The organism is Streptomyces sp. MUM 203J (assembly GCF_022414595.1).
GTDB lineage: Bacteria > Actinomycetota > Actinomycetes > Streptomycetales > Streptomycetaceae > Streptomyces.
Genome location: NZ_JADWYO010000029.1, coordinates 1 through 15,743, shown reverse-complemented (window position 1 = coordinate 15,743; position 15,743 = coordinate 1). Strand labels below are relative to the sequence as shown.

Below are 15,743 nucleotides of genomic sequence, written 5' to 3'. Positions count from 1 at the left end.
CGACGGAGGCAGGGTATAGGCCCCGCCGTCCGGAGCCGGGCGACTCCAGGCGGGCCCTCCGGCGCACGGAGCCGTCCGCCGTGCCGCTGCCCGACGTCACACTCGGCTGGTCGTGGGCTGCCGAAACCGACCACGCGCGAGGGCGGGGTGCCGCTGCCGGGCCTCACGAACGGAACCCGATCACACCGAATCCCGGCCGCCGCGCCGCGTGCCGCATCCAGCCGAGGCACTGCATGACGGCCTCCACCACCTCGGGTTCCAGCGGCGGCGCCTCGCCCGACGCGTCGACCGCCCGCTTCGTGGTCTCGAACTGCTCCAGCGCCCGCGCGACGGCCTCGGGCGTCCACTCGCCGCAGCCGGGGGTGTAGGCGTACGGCAGGGGCGTGGGCAGGGAGCCGAAGCTGAAGTCCTCGACGGACACGGCCGTGACGCCCAGGGCCCTCAGGCCCTCGTCGACCACCGACAGCCAGTCGCCCCGGTGCGGTGTGAAGCAGTCGTTGTCCAGGAGCGAACCGGTGAGCGAGCACAGCCGCCGGTACGCGTACCCGTACTGGAAGGCGTGCTCCTTGTCCTCGCTGAAGGGGCCGCCGTGGACGACCGCGCGCAGCGCCTCGTATGCCGTGGGGGCGCCCCGGCCGATCGCATGGCTGAAGTAGTCGTCGTCGCGGGCCAGATCGTCCCCGAAGCTGTCGCGGATCACCTCCAGCAACTGCTCGTCGCGGGACCCGACCAGCGCGCGCGTGGCGGCGACGTCGAGCAGGTAGACGCTCAGTGAAGAACTCATGCGAGCGAACCTAGGGGCAGCCACTGACAGCGACTGTTCGGTGAGGGCGCTCCGGAAGGCTTCCGTGGGGGCGCGGGTTCCGGGGCGTGCCGGTGGTCCTTCGGGTTACGGTGGCACGGCGTGCGCCGACGGTCCGGTCCGCCCGTGGGGCCACCGCTCGACGGTGGCCCGTCGCGCCGCCTCCGTCACCGTGTGTCATGATCGGTTCATGAGCGACAACGTCTTCTTCGACATCACCATCGACGACCAGCCGGCCGGCCGGATCGTCTTCAAGCTGTACGACGACATCGTGCCCAAGACCGCCCGCAACTTCCGCGAGCTGGCGACCGGCGAGCACGGTTTCGGCTACGAGGGTTCTTCGTTCCACCGGGTGATCCCGGACTTCATGCTCCAGGGCGGTGACTTCACCCGCGGCGACGGCCGGGGCGGCAAGAGCATCTACGGCGACCGCTTCGAGGACGAGAACTTCACCCTCAAGCACTCCAAGCCCGGCCTTCTGTCGATGGCCAACGCGGGCAAGAACACCAACGGCTCCCAGTTCTTCGTCACCACCGTCGTCACCTCCTGGCTGGACGGCGCGCACGTGGTCTTCGGCGAGGTCGTCGAGGGCATGGACCTGGTGAAGCAGATCGAGGGACTCGGCTCGCGCAGCGGCGCGACCAGCAAGAAGATCACCATCGCCAAGTCGGGCACCGTCTAGGGGACGGTCCGCGGGTTCCCTCCCGTCACGCCTCCACCCCCGGTGGGCCGGAATCAGGGCTCACCGGGGGTGTCGTGCTCGCAGGGGCACAGGCCACCCCGGCGCCGTGGTCTCGAAGGCCGTGGGGCTGCGTGCCCTCTCCGGCCGACCTCAGTCCCCCCGTACGGCCTCGTGGTCGCCGGGGTGGCGGCGCCGGAGCTTCTCCTCCAGCAGGCGCGCGGTCTCGTCGTGGCCGAGGCGGGCGAGGGGCCGGACGGGACCCCAGACGGGTACGCGGACACCCCGCCAGGACCTGACCGGCCCTGCCGGGCACCCGGCGCGGACAGGCCGTCGGTGCGCGCGCCTGTTTGATCGCGCATCGGCCCGGGGTATTCTCTTCGGCTCGATTGGCGGCGATGCCGCCCCGTATGGCAGACTGTCCGGGTTGCTCGGTTGAGTGCCGATGCTGCGCGCCTCCCGCCGGGAGGACCGGAAGCGAGTCCCACAGTACTCGTCGTCCCTGCGTGGGGCGGACGTACGGGAATCTTCCGGGAAGCGTGGGCGGGGCCCTCACCAGGCACCCGGTGGGCCCCGCTGGGTACGGAGACGTACGCGGTTCCCCCGGCTTCGCGGACCTGGGTCCGTGCCCCCTTGGTTGGGATCTTCCGCATGGGAGATCTGCGTAGAGGGAGCGCGACACGCCCGACCGCGTGGGTCGGAGGATTAAGGGTCACCCACCTGGTTCCAGAGCGTTACGAGAGACAGGACTACTGAGTAGCCATGGCGGGACAGAAGATCCGCATCCGGCTCAAGGCCTACGACCACGAGGTCATCGACTCCTCGGCGAAGAAGATCGTCGAGACGGTGACCCGTACCGGTGCGTCGGTCGCGGGCCCGGTGCCGCTGCCCACTGAGAAGAACGTGTACTGCGTCATCAAGTCGCCGCACAAGTACAAGGACTCGCGCGAGCACTTCGAGATGCGTACGCACAAGCGCCTCATCGACATCCTCGACCCCACGCCGAAGACCGTCGACTCGCTCATGCGTCTCGACCTGCCGGCCGGCGTCGACATCGAGATCAAGCTCTGAGGTGACGCGCGAGATGGCTAAGAACATTAAGGGCGTCCTGGGCGAGAAGCTCGGCATGACCCAGGTCTGGGACGAGAACAACCGGGTCGTCCCGGTGACCGTCGTCAAGGCCGGGCCCTGCATCGTCACCCAGGTCCGCACCAACGACACCGACGGCTACGAGGCGGTTCAGATCGCCTTCGGCGAGATCGACCCGCGCAAGGTGAACAAGCCCCTCAAGGGCCACTTCGCCAAGGCCGACGTCACCCCGCGCCGCCACCTGGTGGAGATCCGCACCGCTGACGCCTCCGAGTACACGCTCGGCCAGGAAGTCACCGCCGAGGTCTTCGAGGCGGGCGTCAAGGTCGACGTCACCGGCAAGAGCAAGGGCAAGGGCTTCGCCGGTGTCATGAAGCGCCACAACTTCCGTGGTCTGGGCGCCGGTCACGGCACCCAGCGCAAGCACCGCTCGCCCGGTTCCATCGGTGGCTGCGCCACCCCGGGCCGCGTGTTCAAGGGCCTCCGCATGGCTGGCCGCATGGGCAACGAGCGGGTCACCACCCAGAACCTGACCGTCCACGCCGTTGACGCGGAGAAGGGTCTGCTGCTCATCAAGGGCGCGGTTCCCGGTCCGAACGGCGGCCTCGTCCTGGTCCGTACCGCGGCCAAGGGGGCCTGAGGTAACCGATGAGCACCATTGACATCCTTTCGCCGGCTGGCGAGAAGGCCGGGACCGTCGAGCTCCCCGCGGAGATCTTCGACGCGAAGGTCAGCATCCCGCTGATCCACCAGGTCGTCGTCGCGCAGCAGGCCGCTGCCCGCCAGGGCACGCACAAGACCAAGACCCGCGGCGAGGTCCGTGGCGGTGGCAAGAAGCCGTACCGCCAGAAGGGCACCGGTCGCGCCCGTCAGGGTTCGACCCGCGCGCCGCAGTTCGCCGGCGGTGGCGTGGTCCACGGCCCCGTGCCGCGTGACTACTCGCAGCGCACCCCGAAGAAGATGAAGGCCGCCGCCCTGCGCGGTGCCCTCACCGACCGGGCGCGCAACTCCCGCATCCACGTCGTCACCGGCGTGATCGAGGGCGAGGCGCCGTCGACCAAGTCCGCCAGGACCCTGTTCGGCAAGATCAGCGAGCGCAAGAACCTGCTCCTGATCGTCGAGCGGGCCGACGAGGCCGCGTGGCTCTCCGCCCGCAACCTGCCCCAGGTGCACATCCTGGAGCCGGGCCAGCTGAACACGTACGACGTGATGCGATCCGACGACGTGGTCTTCACCAAGGCCGCCTTCGAGTCCTTCGTGTCTGGCCCCAAGGCCGTTGAGACCGAAGGGAGCGCCGCCTGATGTCTGAGGCGACCGTTACCAGCAAGACCTTCACGGACCCGCGTGACATCCTCGTCAAGCCGGTTGTCTCCGAGAAGAGCTACGCGCTGCTGGACGAGAACAAGTACACGTTCGTCGTCGACCCGCGCGCGAACAAGACCCAGATCAAGCAGGCCGTCGAGGCGGTCTTCTCGGTCAAGGTCACCGGGGTCAACACGATCAACCGGCAGGGCAAGCGCAAGCGCACCCGCACCGGTTACGGCAAGCGTGCCAACACCAAGCGCGCCATCGTGACCCTCGCTGAGGGCGACCGTATCGACATCTTCGGCGGTCCGACCGCCTAAGGGCGGTCCGGATCGTCCGAATATCGGACGAGGACTGAGAAATGGGTATCCGCAAGTACAAGCCGACGACTCCTGGCCGTCGTGGCGCCAGCGTCGCCGACTTTGTCGAGATCACGCGGTCCACGCCGGAGAAGTCGCTGGTCCGCCCCCTGCACAGCAAGGGCGGCCGTAACAACACCGGTCGTGTGACCGTCCGCCACCAGGGCGGTGGCCACAAGCGCGCCTACCGAGTGATCGACTTCCGTCGTCACGACAAGGACGGCGTGCCGGCGAAGGTCGCGCACATCGAGTACGACCCCAACCGCACCGCGCGCATCGCGCTTCTGCACTACGCGGACGGCGAGAAGCGCTACATCATCGCCCCCAAGGGCCTCAACCAGGGCGACCGGATTGAGAACGGCCCCGGTGCCGACATCAAGCCCGGTAACAACCTGGCCCTCCGCAACATCCCGGTCGGTACCACGATCCACGCGATCGAGCTCCGTCCCGGTGGCGGTGCCAAGTTCGCCCGCTCCGCCGGCGCCTCCGTGCAGCTGCTCGCGAAGGAGGGCGCCATGGCCCACCTCCGCATGCCGTCCGGTGAGATCCGCCTGGTCGACGTCCGCTGCCGCGCCACCATCGGCGAGGTCGGCAACGCCGAGCAGTCGAACATCAACTGGGGCAAGGCCGGCCGCAAGCGCTGGCTGGGCGTCCGCCCGACCGTTCGCGGTGTGGCGATGAACCCGGTTGACCACCCGCACGGTGGTGGTGAGGGCAAGACCTCCGGTGGTCGCCACCCGGTCTCCCCCTGGGGTCAGAAGGAAGGTCGTACTCGTTCTCCCAAGAAGGCGAGCAACAAGTACATCGTCCGCCGCCGCAAGACGAACAAGAAGCGCTAAGGACGGGTTGAGATGCCTCGTAGCTTGAAGAAGGGGCCCTTCGTCGACGACCACCTGATGAAGAAGGTGGACACGCAGAACGAAGCCGGCACCAAGAACGTCATCAAGACCTGGTCCCGTCGCTCGATGATCGTGCCGGCCATGCTCGGCCACACGCTCGCGGTGCACAACGGCAAGACCCACGTCCCGGTGTTCGTCACCGAGTCGATGGTCGGCCACAAGCTCGGCGAGTTCTCGCCGACTCGCACCTTCCGCGGCCACGTCAAGGACGACCGGAAGTCGAAGCGCCGCTGAATCGCGGAGTGGAACGACTATGACTTACACCGAAGGGACAACCATGGAAGCCAGGGCCCAGGCGCGGTACATCCGCGTCACGCCCATGAAGGCCCGCCGCGTGGTGGACCTCATCCGTGGCATGGATGCCACGGAGGCTCAGGCGGTCCTGCGTTTCGCCCCGCAGGCCGCGAGCGTGCCGGTCAAGAAGGTGCTCGACAGCGCCATCGCCAACGCCGCGCACAACAACAACCACACGGACGCCTCGTCGCTGTTCATCAGCGAGGCGTACGTGGACGAGGGCCCGACCCTGAAGCGGTTCCGTCCGCGCGCCCAGGGCCGTGCCTACCGGATCCGCAAGCGGACCAGCCACATCACCGTGGTCGTCAGCAGCAAGGAAGGAACCCGGTAATGGGCCAGAAGGTAAACCCGCACGGGTTCCGGCTCGGCATCACCACGGACTTCAAGTCCCGCTGGTACGCCGACAAGCTGTACAAGGACTACGTCAAGGAAGACGTCGCCATCCGTCGGATGATGACGTCCGGCATGGAGCGCGCCGGCATCTCCAAGGTCGAGATCGAGCGCACCCGTGACCGTGTCCGCGTGGACATCCACACGGCCCGCCCGGGCATCGTCATCGGCCGCCGTGGCGCCGAGGCCGACCGCATCCGCGGCGACCTCGAGAAGCTCACCGGCAAGCAGGTCCAGCTGAACATCCTCGAGGTCAAGAACCCCGAGGTCGACGCTCAGCTCGTGGCCCAGGCCGTTGCCGAGCAGCTGTCCTCCCGCGTCTCCTTCCGCCGTGCCATGCGCAAGAGCATGCAGTCGGCCATGAAGGCGGGCGCCAAGGGCATCAAGATCCAGTGTGGTGGCCGTCTCGGCGGCGCCGAGATGTCCCGCTCGGAGTTCTACCGCGAGGGCCGTGTGCCGCTGCACACCCTGCGCGCGAACGTCGAGTACGGCTTCTTCGAGGCCAAGACCACCTTCGGCCGCATCGGTGTGAAGGTCTGGATCTACAAGGGCGACGTCAAGAACATCGCTGAGGTTCGCGCCGAGAACGCCGCCGCCCGCGCCGGCAACCGTCCGGCCCGTGGCGGCTCCGACCGCCCGGCCCGCGGTGGCCGTGGCGAGCGTGGCGGTCGCGGTCGCAAGCCGCAGCAGCAGGCTCCCGCCGCCGAGGCCCCCAAGGCCGAGGCCGCCGCCGCTGCTCCGGCTGAGAGCACCGGAACGGAGGCCTGACCGACATGCTGATCCCCCGTAGGGTCAAGCACCGCAAGCAGCACCACCCCAAGCGGAACGGTATGTCCAAGGGTGGTACGCAGGTCGCGTTCGGTGAGTACGGCATTCAGGCCCTCACTCCGGCGTACGTGACCAACCGCCAGATCGAGGCGGCTCGTATCGCGATGACCCGCCACATCAAGCGTGGCGGCAAGGTCTGGATCAACATCTACCCGGACCGCCCGCTGACCAAGAAGCCCGCCGAGACCCGCATGGGTTCCGGTAAGGGTTCCCCCGAGTGGTGGGTCGCGAACGTCAAGCCCGGTCGGGTGATGTTCGAGCTGTCCTTCCCGAACGAGAAGATCGCGCGTGAGGCCCTCACCCGTGCGGCTCACAAGCTGCCGATGAAGTGCAAGATCGTTAAGCGCGAGGCAGGTGAGGCGTGATGTCGGCCGGTACCAAGGCGTCCGAGCTGCGCGAGCTGAGCAACGAGGAGCTTGTCGGCAAGCTCCGCGAGGCCAAGGAAGAGCTGTTCAACCTCCGCTTCCAGGCGGCGACCGGTCAGCTCGAGAACCACGGTCGGCTCAAGTCCGTCCGTAAGGACATCGCCCGGATCTACACCCTGATGCGCGAGCGCGAGCTGGGCATCGAGACGGTGGAGAGCGCCTGATGAGCGAGAGCAACGTGACTGAGCAGAAGAACGAGCGCAACGCCCGGAAGACCCGTGAGGGTTACGTCGTCAGCGACAAGATGGACAAGACCGTCGTCGTCGCCGTCGAGGACCGCGTGAAGCACGCGCTGTACGGCAAGGTCATCCGCCGTACGAACAAGCTCAAGGCGCACGACGAGCAGAACGCCGCCGGCGTCGGCGACCGCGTCCTCCTGATGGAGACCCGGAAGCTGTCCGCCTCCAAGCACTGGCGCGTCGTCGAGATCCTCGAGAAGGCCAAGTAATCACTTGAAGGGGTAACCCTTCGAGTTCGTTCCGCCAGGCTCGGCGCCCGTGGGTTCGCCCACGGGCGCCGGGAACCGGCAGACAATCAGGAGATAGACGTGATCCAGCAGGAGTCGCGACTGCGTGTCGCCGACAACACTGGTGCGAAGGAGATCCTTTGCATCCGTGTGCTCGGTGGCTCCGGTCGCCGCTACGCGGGCATCGGTGACGTCATCGTCGCCACCGTCAAGGACGCGATCCCCGGTGGCAACGTGAAGAAGGGTGACGTCGTCAAGGCGGTCATCGTTCGCACCGTCAAGGAGCGCCGCCGTCCGGACGGCTCGTACATCCGCTTCGACGAGAACGCCGCGGTCATTCTCAAGGCCGACGGCGACCCTCGCGGCACCCGTATCTTCGGCCCGGTCGGCCGTGAGCTGCGCGAGAAGAAGTTCATGAAGATCATCTCGCTCGCGCCGGAGGTGCTGTAAGCATGAAGATCAAGAAGGGCGACCTGGTCCAGGTCATCACCGGCAAGGACAAGGGCAAGCAGGGCAAGGTCATCGCGGCCTACCCCCGCGAGGACCGCGTCCTGGTCGAGGGTGTCAACCGGGTCAAGAAGCACGTCAAGGCGAACCAGCCGGGCCGCGCCTCCCAGGCCGGCGGCATCGTCACGGTCGAGGCCCCGATCCACGTGAGCAACGTTCAGCTCGTCGTGGAGAAGGACGGCCAGAAGGTCGTGACCCGCGTCGGCTACCGCTTCGATGAAGAGGGCAACAAGATCCGCGTTGCCAAGCGGACCGGTGAGGACATCTGATGACGACCACCACCACTCCGCGCCTGAAGACGAAGTACCGCGAGGAGATCGCGGGCAAGCTGCGTGAGGAGTTCTCGTACGAGAACGTCATGCAGGTGCCCGGCCTCGTCAAGATCGTGGTCAACATGGGTGTGGGCGACGCCGCCCGCGACTCCAAGCTGATCGAGGGTGCCATCAAGGACCTCGCCACGATCACCGGTCAGAAGCCGGCCGTCACCAAGGCCCGCAAGTCCATCGCGCAGTTCAAGCTGCGTGAGGGCCAGCCGATCGGTGCCCACGTCACGCTCCGTGGCGACCGCATGTGGGAGTTCCTGGACCGCACCCTGTCGCTCGCGCTCCCGCGCATCCGCGACTTCCGTGGTCTGTCCCCCAAGCAGTTCGACGGCCGTGGCAACTACACCTTCGGTCTCACGGAGCAGGTCATGTTCCACGAGATCGACCAGGACAAGATCGACCGCGTCCGGGGTATGGACATCACCGTGGTCACCACGGCGACCAACGACGCTGAGGGCCGCGCGCTCCTCCGTCACCTCGGCTTCCCGTTCAAGGAGGCGTGAGCGAGATGGCGAAGAAGGCTCTGATCGCGAAGGCTGCTCGTAAGCCCAAGTTCGGCGTGCGTGCGTACACCCGTTGCCAGCGCTGCGGTCGTCCGCACTCCGTGTACCGCAAGTTCGGCCTCTGCCGCGTGTGCCTCCGTGAGATGGCTCACCGCGGCGAGCTGCCGGGCGTCACCAAGAGCTCCTGGTAATCACCCCAGTTGGGGTTGATGCCAGGCTCTCGGTAAGCATCTGGACGGCAGGGGCCCCACTCCGCATGCCTTAGGCTTGTGGGGTTGGGCGCCCTGCCGCCCTTACGACTTACTACGCCGTAGGTCCCCGCGCCGCACCCGTCCCGCCCCTGTGCGGGGAGAGGGATGGCGCATACAGGAAACCCCGGCGAGAGAGGCCCAAGGCCAATTCATGACCATGACTGATCCGATCGCAGACATGCTCACGCGTCTGCGTAACGCGAACTCGGCGTACCACGACTCCGTCGTGATGCCGCACAGCAAGATCAAGTCCCACATCGCGGAGATCCTCAAGCAGGAGGGCTTCATCACGGACTGGAAGGTCGAGGACGCCGAGGTCGGTAAGAACCTCGTCCTCGAGCTGAAGTACGGTCCGAACCGCGAGCGCTCCATCGCGGGCATCAAGCGGATCTCGAAGCCCGGTCTCCGGGTCTACGCGAAGTCCACCAACCTGCCGAAGGTCCTCGGCGGTCTCGGCGTGGCGATCATCTCCACGTCGCACGGCCTCCTGACCGGCCAGCAGGCGCAGAAGAAGGGCGTGGGTGGGGAAGTCCTCGCCTACGTCTGGTAATCGGGAACGGAGGAAAAGCCAATGTCGCGTATCGGCAAGCTCCCCATCTCGGTTCCCGCCGGTGTGGACGTCACCATCGATGGCCGTACGGTGCAGGTGAAGGGCCCCAAGGGTTCCCTGTCGCACACCGTCGCCGCGCCGATCGAGATCGTGAAGGACGAGGAGGGCACCCTGCGTGTCACCCGTCCGAACGACGAGCGTCAGAACAAGGCCCTGCACGGCCTGTCCCGCACGCTGGTGGCCAACATGATCACCGGCGTGACCCAGGGGTACACCAAGGCGCTCGAGATCAGCGGTGTCGGTTACCGCGTCGCCGCCAAGGGCTCCAACCTGGAGTTCCAGCTCGGCTACAGCCACCCGATCCTGGTGGAGGCCCCCGAGGGGATCTCCTTCAAGGTCGAGTCGCCGACCAAGTTCTCGGTCGAGGGCATCGACAAGCAGAAGGTCGGCGAGGTCGCCGCGAACATCCGCAAGCTGCGCAAGCCCGACCCGTACAAGGCCAAGGGCGTGAAGTACGCGGGCGAGGTCATCCGCCGCAAGGTCGGAAAGGCTGGTAAGTAAAGCCATGGCATACGGCGTGAAGATTGCCAAGGGCAAGGCCTACAAGGGCGCCGCTATCAAGCGTCGCCACATCCGCATCCGCAAGAAGGTCTCGGGTACCCCGGAGCGTCCGCGTCTGGTCGTCACCCGGTCCAACCGTGGGATCACCGCCCAGGTGATCGACGACATCGCGGGCGTCACGCTCGCGTCGGCGTCGCACCTGGACGCGTCCATCCGCGGCGGCGAGGGCGACAAGTCGTCCAAGGCGAAGCAGGTCGGCCAGCTCGTGGCCGAGCGTGCGAAGGCCGCGGGCGTCGAGGCTGTCGTGTTCGACCGTGGCGGTAACCAGTACGCCGGGCGCATCGCCGCCCTGGCGGACGCCGCCCGCGAAGCCGGCCTGAAGTTCTGAGCCGCTTCCGTAGCTAGCGGAGAAGAGAGAGGTAATTCCAATGGCTGGACCCCAGCGCCGCGGAGGCGGTGCCGGTGGCGGCGAGCGGCGGGACCGGAAGGGCCGTGACGGCGGCGCTGCTGCCGCCGAGAAGACCGCGTACGTTGAGCGCGTCGTCGCGATCAACCGTGTCGCCAAGGTTGTGAAGGGTGGTCGTCGCTTCAGCTTCACCGCGCTGGTCGTGGTGGGCGACGGTGACGGCACCGTGGGTGTCGGTTACGGCAAGGCCAAGGAGGTGCCGGCCGCGATCGCCAAGGGCGTGGAGGAGGCCAAGAAGCACTTCTTCAAGGTCCCCCGCATCCAGGGCACCATCCCGCACCCGATCCAGGGCGAGAAGGCGGCCGGTGTCGTCATGCTCCGCCCGGCGTCCCCCGGTACCGGTGTGATCGCCGGTGGCCCGGTGCGTGCCGTGCTCGAGTGCGCCGGCGTTCACGACATCCTGTCGAAGTCGCTCGGCTCCGACAACGCGATCAACATCGTGCACGCGACCGTGGAGGCCCTGAAGGGTCTGCAGCGTCCCGAGGAGATCGCGGCCCGCCGCGGTCTGCCGCTCGAGGACGTCGCCCCCGCGGCCCTGCTGCGTGCGCGTGCGGGGGCGGGTGCGTAATGGCTCGCCTCAAGATCACGCAGACGAAGTCGTACATCGGCAGCAAGCAGAACCACCGCGACACCCTGCGGTCCCTTGGTCTCAAGGGCATCAACACGCAGGTCGTCAAGGAGGACCGCCCCGAGTTCCGCGGCATGGTGCACACCGTCCGCCACCTCGTGACGGTCGAGGAGGTCGACTGATCATGGCGGAGCAGAACCCGCTGAAGATCCACAACCTCCGTCCCGCCCCGGGCGCCAAGACCGCCAAGACCCGTGTCGGTCGTGGTGAGGCGTCGAAGGGTAAGACGGCCGGTCGTGGTACTAAGGGCACGAAGGCCCGTTACCAGGTTCCGGAGCGCTTCGAGGGTGGCCAGATGCCGCTCCACATGCGCCTCCCGAAGCTGAAGGGCTTCAAGAACCCGTTCAAGACCGAGTACCAGGTCGTGAACCTGGACAAGCTCGCCTCCCTCTACCCCGAGGGTGGCGAGGTGACGGTCGCCGACCTGGTCGCCAAGGGTGCGGTTCGCAAGAACCAGCTCGTGAAGGTGCTGGGCCAGGGCGAGGTCTCCGTGGCGCTGCAGGTGACGGTCGACGCCGTCTCCGGCTCCGCCAAGGAGAAGATCACCGCCGCCGGCGGTACGGTCACCGAGCTCGTCTGAGCCTCGCGCTGATTGACTGTGGCCGCGGCCCGGCAGGCCGCGTTCCCCCTCCGGGGGGTGCGCGCCTGCCGGGCCGCGGCCCTTTTCCGTGCGCGGGGGTACGACGGGAAGGGGCATGGGCGGGCCTTGCCCGACTCCGCCTCTTCCGGGCGCGGAGGCCGCGGGCGGGGCCGCGTTCCGGCCCGTCCGCGGGTGCGAGGGGCCGTCGAGGTGTGACGGGCGCGGGCGGGCTTCGGCCCGGTCGGTGTCCGGGACCGCGCCTCGGCCCGTCCGGGGTCCGGGCACGAGCGCCGTGCTGCGGGTTCCCTGTGGGGGTGCCGTGCGAGGGCTGAGGGCCGGGGGACCGGCCCTTGAGGCGCCGGGGTGCGGGGACGGTCCGGGGCAGGGGCGCAGGCCCGTGTCGCTCCAGGGAGGTGCCCCGGGAGGTGCGATAGGGGGTTTCGGGGCGGAATCCGGGGCTACCGGGACGTGTGGGGCGTTCCGGGGTTCGCGCTTGGGGGTGAACATGCGGGGGCGGAGGGAGGCCCGTGGTCAGCGCGGAGGGCCCGGTTCCGGGGCGGGGGCGGGCTGCAGATGTTTCCCGTGGCGCGCAACGCCGGGTAGGGTGGCGCCATTAATCTTCGGGCGGCCTGTGCGCGCACAGTGCCGCCTTGCCAGGTAACCGCTGATTCTTTTACCCGTCGCCTCTGACGCGCTAGCTCGGGGGTCGCAGGAGGCACCGTGCTCACCGCGTTCGCCCGGGCGTTCAAGACGCCCGACCTGCGTAAGAAGCTGCTCTTCACGCTCGGCATCATCGTGCTCTACCGGCTCGGTGCGCACATCCCCGTTCCCGGTGTGAACTACGAGAACGTACAGATCTGTGTCAACCAGGCGCAGCAGGGCAACAACAACCTGCTCGGCCTGATGGACATGTTCAGCGGTGGTGCCCTGCTGCAGATCACCATCTTCGCGCTCGGCATCATGCCGTACATCACGGCGAGCATCATCCTTCAGCTGCTGACCGTGGTCATCCCGCGGCTCGAGGCCCTCAAGAAGGAGGGCCAGAGCGGCCAGGCGAAGATCACGCAGTACACGCGCTATCTGACCGTCGCGCTCGCCATCCTCCAGGGCACCGGCCTGGTCGCCACCGCCAAGAGCGGTGCGCTGTTCAGCGGCTGCACCGTCGCACGGGACATCGTCCACGACCCGACGATCTTCACGATCATGGTCATGGTCATCACGATGACCGCCGGTACCGCCCTCGTCATGTGGCTCGGTGAGCTGATCACCGACCGCGGCATCGGCAACGGCATGTCGATCCTGATGTTCATCTCGATCGCCGCCGGCTTCCCCGGTGCCCTCTGGGCCATCAAGGAGAGCGGCAAGCTCGCCAAGGGCTGGATCGAGTTCGGCACCGTCATCCTCATCGGCTTCGTGATGGTCGCCCTGGTCGTCTTCGTCGAGCAGGCCCAGCGCCGCATCCCGGTGCAGTACGCGAAGCGCATGATCGGCCGCCGGTCGTACGGCGGCACCTCGACGTACATCCCGCTGAAGGTGAACCAGGCGGGTGTGATTCCCGTCATCTTCGCTTCGTCGCTGCTCTACATCCCGGTTCTGATCGTCCAGTTCGCGGGCGCCTCGACCTCGGGGTGGTCTGCGTGGATTCAGCAGCATTTGGTCGACGGCAAGCCGATCCATACCGCGATCTACTTCCTTCTGATCGTGTTCTTCGCCTTCTTCTACGTCGCTATCTCCTTCAACCCCGAAGAAGTGGCCGACAACATGAAGAAGTATGGTGGTTTCATCCCGGGTATCCGGGCTGGTCGACCTACTGCCGAGTACCTGAGCTACGTGCTGAACCGGATCACCTGGCCGGGCTCGCTGTACCTGGGTCTGATCGCTCTCGTGCCGACAATGGCGTTGGCGGGCTTCGGTGGGGCTAACCAGAACTTCCCGTTCGGCGGGACGAGCATCCTGATCATCGTGGGTGTCGGGCTGGAGACCGTGAAGCAGATCGAGAGTCAGCTCCAGCAGCGCAACTACGAAGGGTTCCTCCGCTGATGCGAATCGTCCTCGTCGGGCCGCCCGGTGCCGGCAAGGGAACGCAGGCCGCGTTCCTCGCCAAGAACCTGTCGATCCCTCACATCTCCACGGGCGACCTCTTCCGGGCCAACATCAGCCAGGGCACCGAGCTGGGCAAGCAGGCCAAGGCCTACATGGACGCCGGCAACCTCGTTCCGGACGAGGTGACCATCGGCATGGCCAAGGGCCGCATGTCCGAGGCCGACGCCGTGAACGGCTTCCTGCTCGACGGCTTCCCCCGCAACGTGGCCCAGGCCGAGGCGCTCGACGCCATGCTGGAGGCCGAGGGCATGAAGCTGGACGCGGTCCTGGACCTGGAGGTCCCCGAGGACGAGGTCGTCAAGCGGATCGCGGGCCGCCGCATCTGCCGCAACGACAGCGCGCACGTCTTCCACGTGACGTACACCCCGCCGAAGCAGGACGGCGTCTGCGACGCCTGCGGCGGCGAGCTCTACCAGCGCGACGACGACTCGGAGGAGACCGTCCGTACGCGCCTGGAGGTCTACCACACGCAGACCGAGCCGATCATCGACCACTACAAGGCTCAGGGCCTCGTCGTGACGATCTCGGCGCTCGGCAAGGTCACCGAGGTGACCGACCGGGCCATGTCGGCGCTGCGCGGCGAGCAGGCCGCGTAACCTTCACCCTTCGTTCTTCGCTGTCGCTTCGGCCGCGGTGCCCCGTGCGGGGTGCCGCGGCCGAGGCGTTGGCGGGCCGCATACGCCTTTATGGTGGTAGCGGGAGTCCCAACTGTCTTTAGAAAGGCGTCAGCCGTCATGGTGGAGATCAAGACCCCGGACCAGATCGCGAAGATGCGCGAGGCGGGGCTGGTCGTCGCCGCCATCCACGAGGCGACGCGGAAGGTGGCCGTTCCCGGCGCCAGCACGAAGGATCTCGACGAGGCGGCACGGAAGGTGCTCGCCGAGCACGGTGCCAAGTCGAACTTCCTCGGGTACGGGGGCTTTCCGGCGACCATCTGCACGTCGGTGAACGAGGTCGTCGTCCACGGCATCCCGAGCGAGGAGGTCGTCCTCAAGGACGGGGACGTGATCTCCATCGACGCGGGCGCGATCGTGGACGGGTGGCACGGGGACGCCGCCTACACCGCGTTCGTGGGGTCCGGGCACGCACCGGAGCTGCTGGAGCTGTCCCGGGTGACCGAGGCGTCCATGTGGGCCGGTATCGCGGCCATGAAGAACGGGAACCGGCTGGTCGACATCTCGCGGGCCATCGAGACGTACATCAAGCGGCAGCCGAAGGCCGGCGGCGGCCGGTACGGGATCATCGAGGACTACGGGGGCCACGGGATCGGGACCGAGATGCACATGGACCCGCATCTGCTGAACTACGTGGCCCGCAAGCGGGGCAAGGGGCCGCGGCTGGTGCCGGGCTTCTGCCTGGCGATCGAGCCGATGGTGTCGCTGGGGACGGCGAAGACGGAGGTGCTGGAGGACGACTGGACCGTCATCACGACGGACGGGACCTGGTCCTCGCACTGGGAGCACTCCGTGGCGCTCACGGAGGACGGTCCGCTGGTGCTGACGGCGCCGGACGGGGGCAAGGCCAGGCTCGCGGAGCTGGGTGTCACCGCCGCGCCGGACCCCCTGGGGTGAGCGTCGGCCCGGGGCGGCCTCCCTCGCTGTGATTCCGGCCGCAGATCCCGGGTGCGTCCCGCCCGCCCCGTCGGCGTGCGGTCGCGGTATGGCGGAGGGGGACGCGCGGGGGAGCGGCACCGCCGCGCCCGGCGGCGTGATCGCGCCGCGCGGGGGGCCGCGGG

The 15,743-nt window shown here is 67.7% G+C and carries 26 protein-coding genes; 25 read left to right on the top strand and 1 reads right to left on the bottom strand.

The features are described from left to right. Positions 1–163: 163 nt before the first annotated feature. Positions 164–784, bottom strand: a complete 621-nt coding sequence (locus I3F58_RS16550) for a hypothetical protein (protein ID WP_240109384.1) — start codon at positions 782–784, stop codon at positions 164–166. 208 nt (positions 785–992) lie between these two features. Here I3F58_RS16550 and I3F58_RS16545 point away from each other — a divergent pair, with 208 nt between their 5' ends. The 25 genes from I3F58_RS16545 (at position 993) to map (ending at position 15,579) form a co-directional block, all read left to right on the top strand. After that, entirely contained in the window at positions 993–1,484 is a 492-nt protein-coding gene (locus I3F58_RS16545) for a peptidylprolyl isomerase (protein WP_240109383.1), read from the top strand. 759 nt (positions 1,485–2,243) lie between these two features. Further along, complete coding sequence (gene rpsJ, locus I3F58_RS16540) at positions 2,244–2,552, top strand: 30S ribosomal protein S10 (RefSeq protein ID WP_003948644.1); 309 nt, start codon at positions 2,244–2,246, stop codon at positions 2,550–2,552. A 13-nt stretch (positions 2,553–2,565) separates the two neighbouring features. After that, positions 2,566–3,210, top strand: coding sequence for a 50S ribosomal protein L3 (rplC, locus tag I3F58_RS16535; protein ID WP_240109382.1), 645 nt, complete (start codon positions 2,566–2,568; stop codon positions 3,208–3,210). Between the two features lie 8 nt (positions 3,211–3,218). Then, positions 3,219–3,872, top strand: a complete 654-nt coding sequence (gene rplD / locus I3F58_RS16530; RefSeq protein WP_240109381.1) for a 50S ribosomal protein L4 — start codon at positions 3,219–3,221, stop codon at positions 3,870–3,872. Then, positions 3,872–4,195, top strand: coding sequence for a 50S ribosomal protein L23 (gene rplW / locus I3F58_RS16525; protein ID WP_240109380.1), 324 nt, complete (start codon positions 3,872–3,874; stop codon positions 4,193–4,195). Before rplD ends, rplW begins: the two co-directional genes overlap by 1 nt. Positions 4,196–4,236: 41 nt before the next feature. Next, positions 4,237–5,073, top strand: a complete 837-nt coding sequence (rplB, locus tag I3F58_RS16520; RefSeq protein WP_240109379.1) for a 50S ribosomal protein L2 — start codon at positions 4,237–4,239, stop codon at positions 5,071–5,073. Positions 5,074–5,085: 12 nt separating this feature from the next. Beyond that, on the top strand, positions 5,086–5,367 hold the full coding sequence (rpsS, locus tag I3F58_RS16515; protein WP_240109378.1) for a 30S ribosomal protein S19: 282 nt from the start codon (positions 5,086–5,088) through the stop codon (positions 5,365–5,367). Between the two features lie 43 nt (positions 5,368–5,410). After that, entirely contained in the window at positions 5,411–5,758 is a 348-nt protein-coding gene (rplV, locus tag I3F58_RS16510) for a 50S ribosomal protein L22 (RefSeq protein WP_071281653.1), read from the top strand. Continuing rightward, on the top strand, positions 5,758–6,585 hold the full coding sequence (gene rpsC / locus I3F58_RS16505; protein ID WP_240109377.1) for a 30S ribosomal protein S3: 828 nt from the start codon (positions 5,758–5,760) through the stop codon (positions 6,583–6,585). Before rplV ends, rpsC begins: the two co-directional genes overlap by 1 nt. Positions 6,586–6,590: 5 nt before the next feature. After that, positions 6,591–7,010: a 50S ribosomal protein L16 gene (rplP, locus tag I3F58_RS16500; RefSeq protein ID WP_240109376.1), complete on the top strand. Its 420-nt coding sequence runs from the start codon at positions 6,591–6,593 to the stop codon at positions 7,008–7,010. Next, on the top strand, positions 7,010–7,234 hold the full coding sequence (gene rpmC / locus I3F58_RS16495) for a 50S ribosomal protein L29 (protein ID WP_240109375.1): 225 nt from the start codon (positions 7,010–7,012) through the stop codon (positions 7,232–7,234). The genes rplP and rpmC overlap by 1 nt, the downstream gene beginning before the upstream one ends. Continuing rightward, positions 7,234–7,518 (top strand): 30S ribosomal protein S17, encoded by a 285-nt coding sequence (gene rpsQ, locus I3F58_RS16490; RefSeq protein ID WP_240109374.1) that lies wholly within the window; start codon positions 7,234–7,236, stop codon positions 7,516–7,518. The genes rpmC and rpsQ overlap by 1 nt, the downstream gene beginning before the upstream one ends. Before the next feature lie 99 nt (positions 7,519–7,617). Beyond that, positions 7,618–7,986: a 50S ribosomal protein L14 gene (rplN, locus tag I3F58_RS16485; protein ID WP_240109373.1), complete on the top strand. Its 369-nt coding sequence runs from the start codon at positions 7,618–7,620 to the stop codon at positions 7,984–7,986. A gap of 2 nt (positions 7,987–7,988) precedes the next feature. Then, the gene (gene rplX, locus I3F58_RS16480) at positions 7,989–8,312 is read left to right on the top strand and encodes a 50S ribosomal protein L24 (RefSeq protein WP_240109372.1); all 324 of its coding nucleotides are present in this window, start codon (positions 7,989–7,991) and stop codon (positions 8,310–8,312) included. After that, a complete protein-coding gene (gene rplE, locus I3F58_RS16475) occupies positions 8,312–8,869 on the top strand; it encodes a 50S ribosomal protein L5 (protein ID WP_240109371.1) in 558 nt (185 codons plus the stop codon). The genes rplX and rplE overlap by 1 nt, the downstream gene beginning before the upstream one ends. Positions 8,870–8,874: 5 nt before the next feature. Continuing rightward, positions 8,875–9,060: a type Z 30S ribosomal protein S14 gene (locus I3F58_RS16470; RefSeq protein WP_003956452.1), complete on the top strand. Its 186-nt coding sequence runs from the start codon at positions 8,875–8,877 to the stop codon at positions 9,058–9,060. Positions 9,061–9,271: 211 nt separating this feature from the next. Continuing rightward, entirely contained in the window at positions 9,272–9,670 is a 399-nt protein-coding gene (rpsH, locus tag I3F58_RS16465) for a 30S ribosomal protein S8 (RefSeq protein ID WP_240109370.1), read from the top strand. Positions 9,671–9,691: 21 nt separating this feature from the next. Continuing rightward, positions 9,692–10,231 (top strand): 50S ribosomal protein L6, encoded by a 540-nt coding sequence (rplF, locus tag I3F58_RS16460; protein ID WP_240109369.1) that lies wholly within the window; start codon positions 9,692–9,694, stop codon positions 10,229–10,231. Between the two features lie 4 nt (positions 10,232–10,235). Further along, entirely contained in the window at positions 10,236–10,619 is a 384-nt protein-coding gene (rplR, locus tag I3F58_RS16455) for a 50S ribosomal protein L18 (protein ID WP_240109368.1), read from the top strand. Between the two features lie 40 nt (positions 10,620–10,659). Then, a complete protein-coding gene (gene rpsE, locus I3F58_RS16450) occupies positions 10,660–11,265 on the top strand; it encodes a 30S ribosomal protein S5 (RefSeq protein ID WP_240109367.1) in 606 nt (201 codons plus the stop codon). Next, the gene (gene rpmD / locus I3F58_RS16445; RefSeq protein WP_010473936.1) at positions 11,265–11,447 is read left to right on the top strand and encodes a 50S ribosomal protein L30; all 183 of its coding nucleotides are present in this window, start codon (positions 11,265–11,267) and stop codon (positions 11,445–11,447) included. Before rpsE ends, rpmD begins: the two co-directional genes overlap by 1 nt. Before the next feature lie 2 nt (positions 11,448–11,449). Further along, on the top strand, positions 11,450–11,905 hold the full coding sequence (gene rplO / locus I3F58_RS16440; RefSeq protein ID WP_240109366.1) for a 50S ribosomal protein L15: 456 nt from the start codon (positions 11,450–11,452) through the stop codon (positions 11,903–11,905). Between the two features lie 720 nt (positions 11,906–12,625). After that, on the top strand, positions 12,626–13,945 hold the full coding sequence (gene secY / locus I3F58_RS16435) for a preprotein translocase subunit SecY (protein WP_240109365.1): 1,320 nt from the start codon (positions 12,626–12,628) through the stop codon (positions 13,943–13,945). Then, positions 13,945–14,604 carry an adenylate kinase gene (locus tag I3F58_RS16430; RefSeq protein ID WP_240109364.1) on the top strand — a complete coding sequence of 220 codons (660 nt, stop codon included), beginning with the start codon at positions 13,945–13,947 and terminating at the stop codon, positions 14,602–14,604. Before secY ends, I3F58_RS16430 begins: the two co-directional genes overlap by 1 nt. Positions 14,605–14,742: 138 nt before the next feature. Next, a complete protein-coding gene (map, locus tag I3F58_RS16425; RefSeq protein ID WP_240109363.1) occupies positions 14,743–15,579 on the top strand; it encodes a type I methionyl aminopeptidase in 837 nt (278 codons plus the stop codon). Positions 15,580–15,743: the final 164 nt, after the last annotated feature.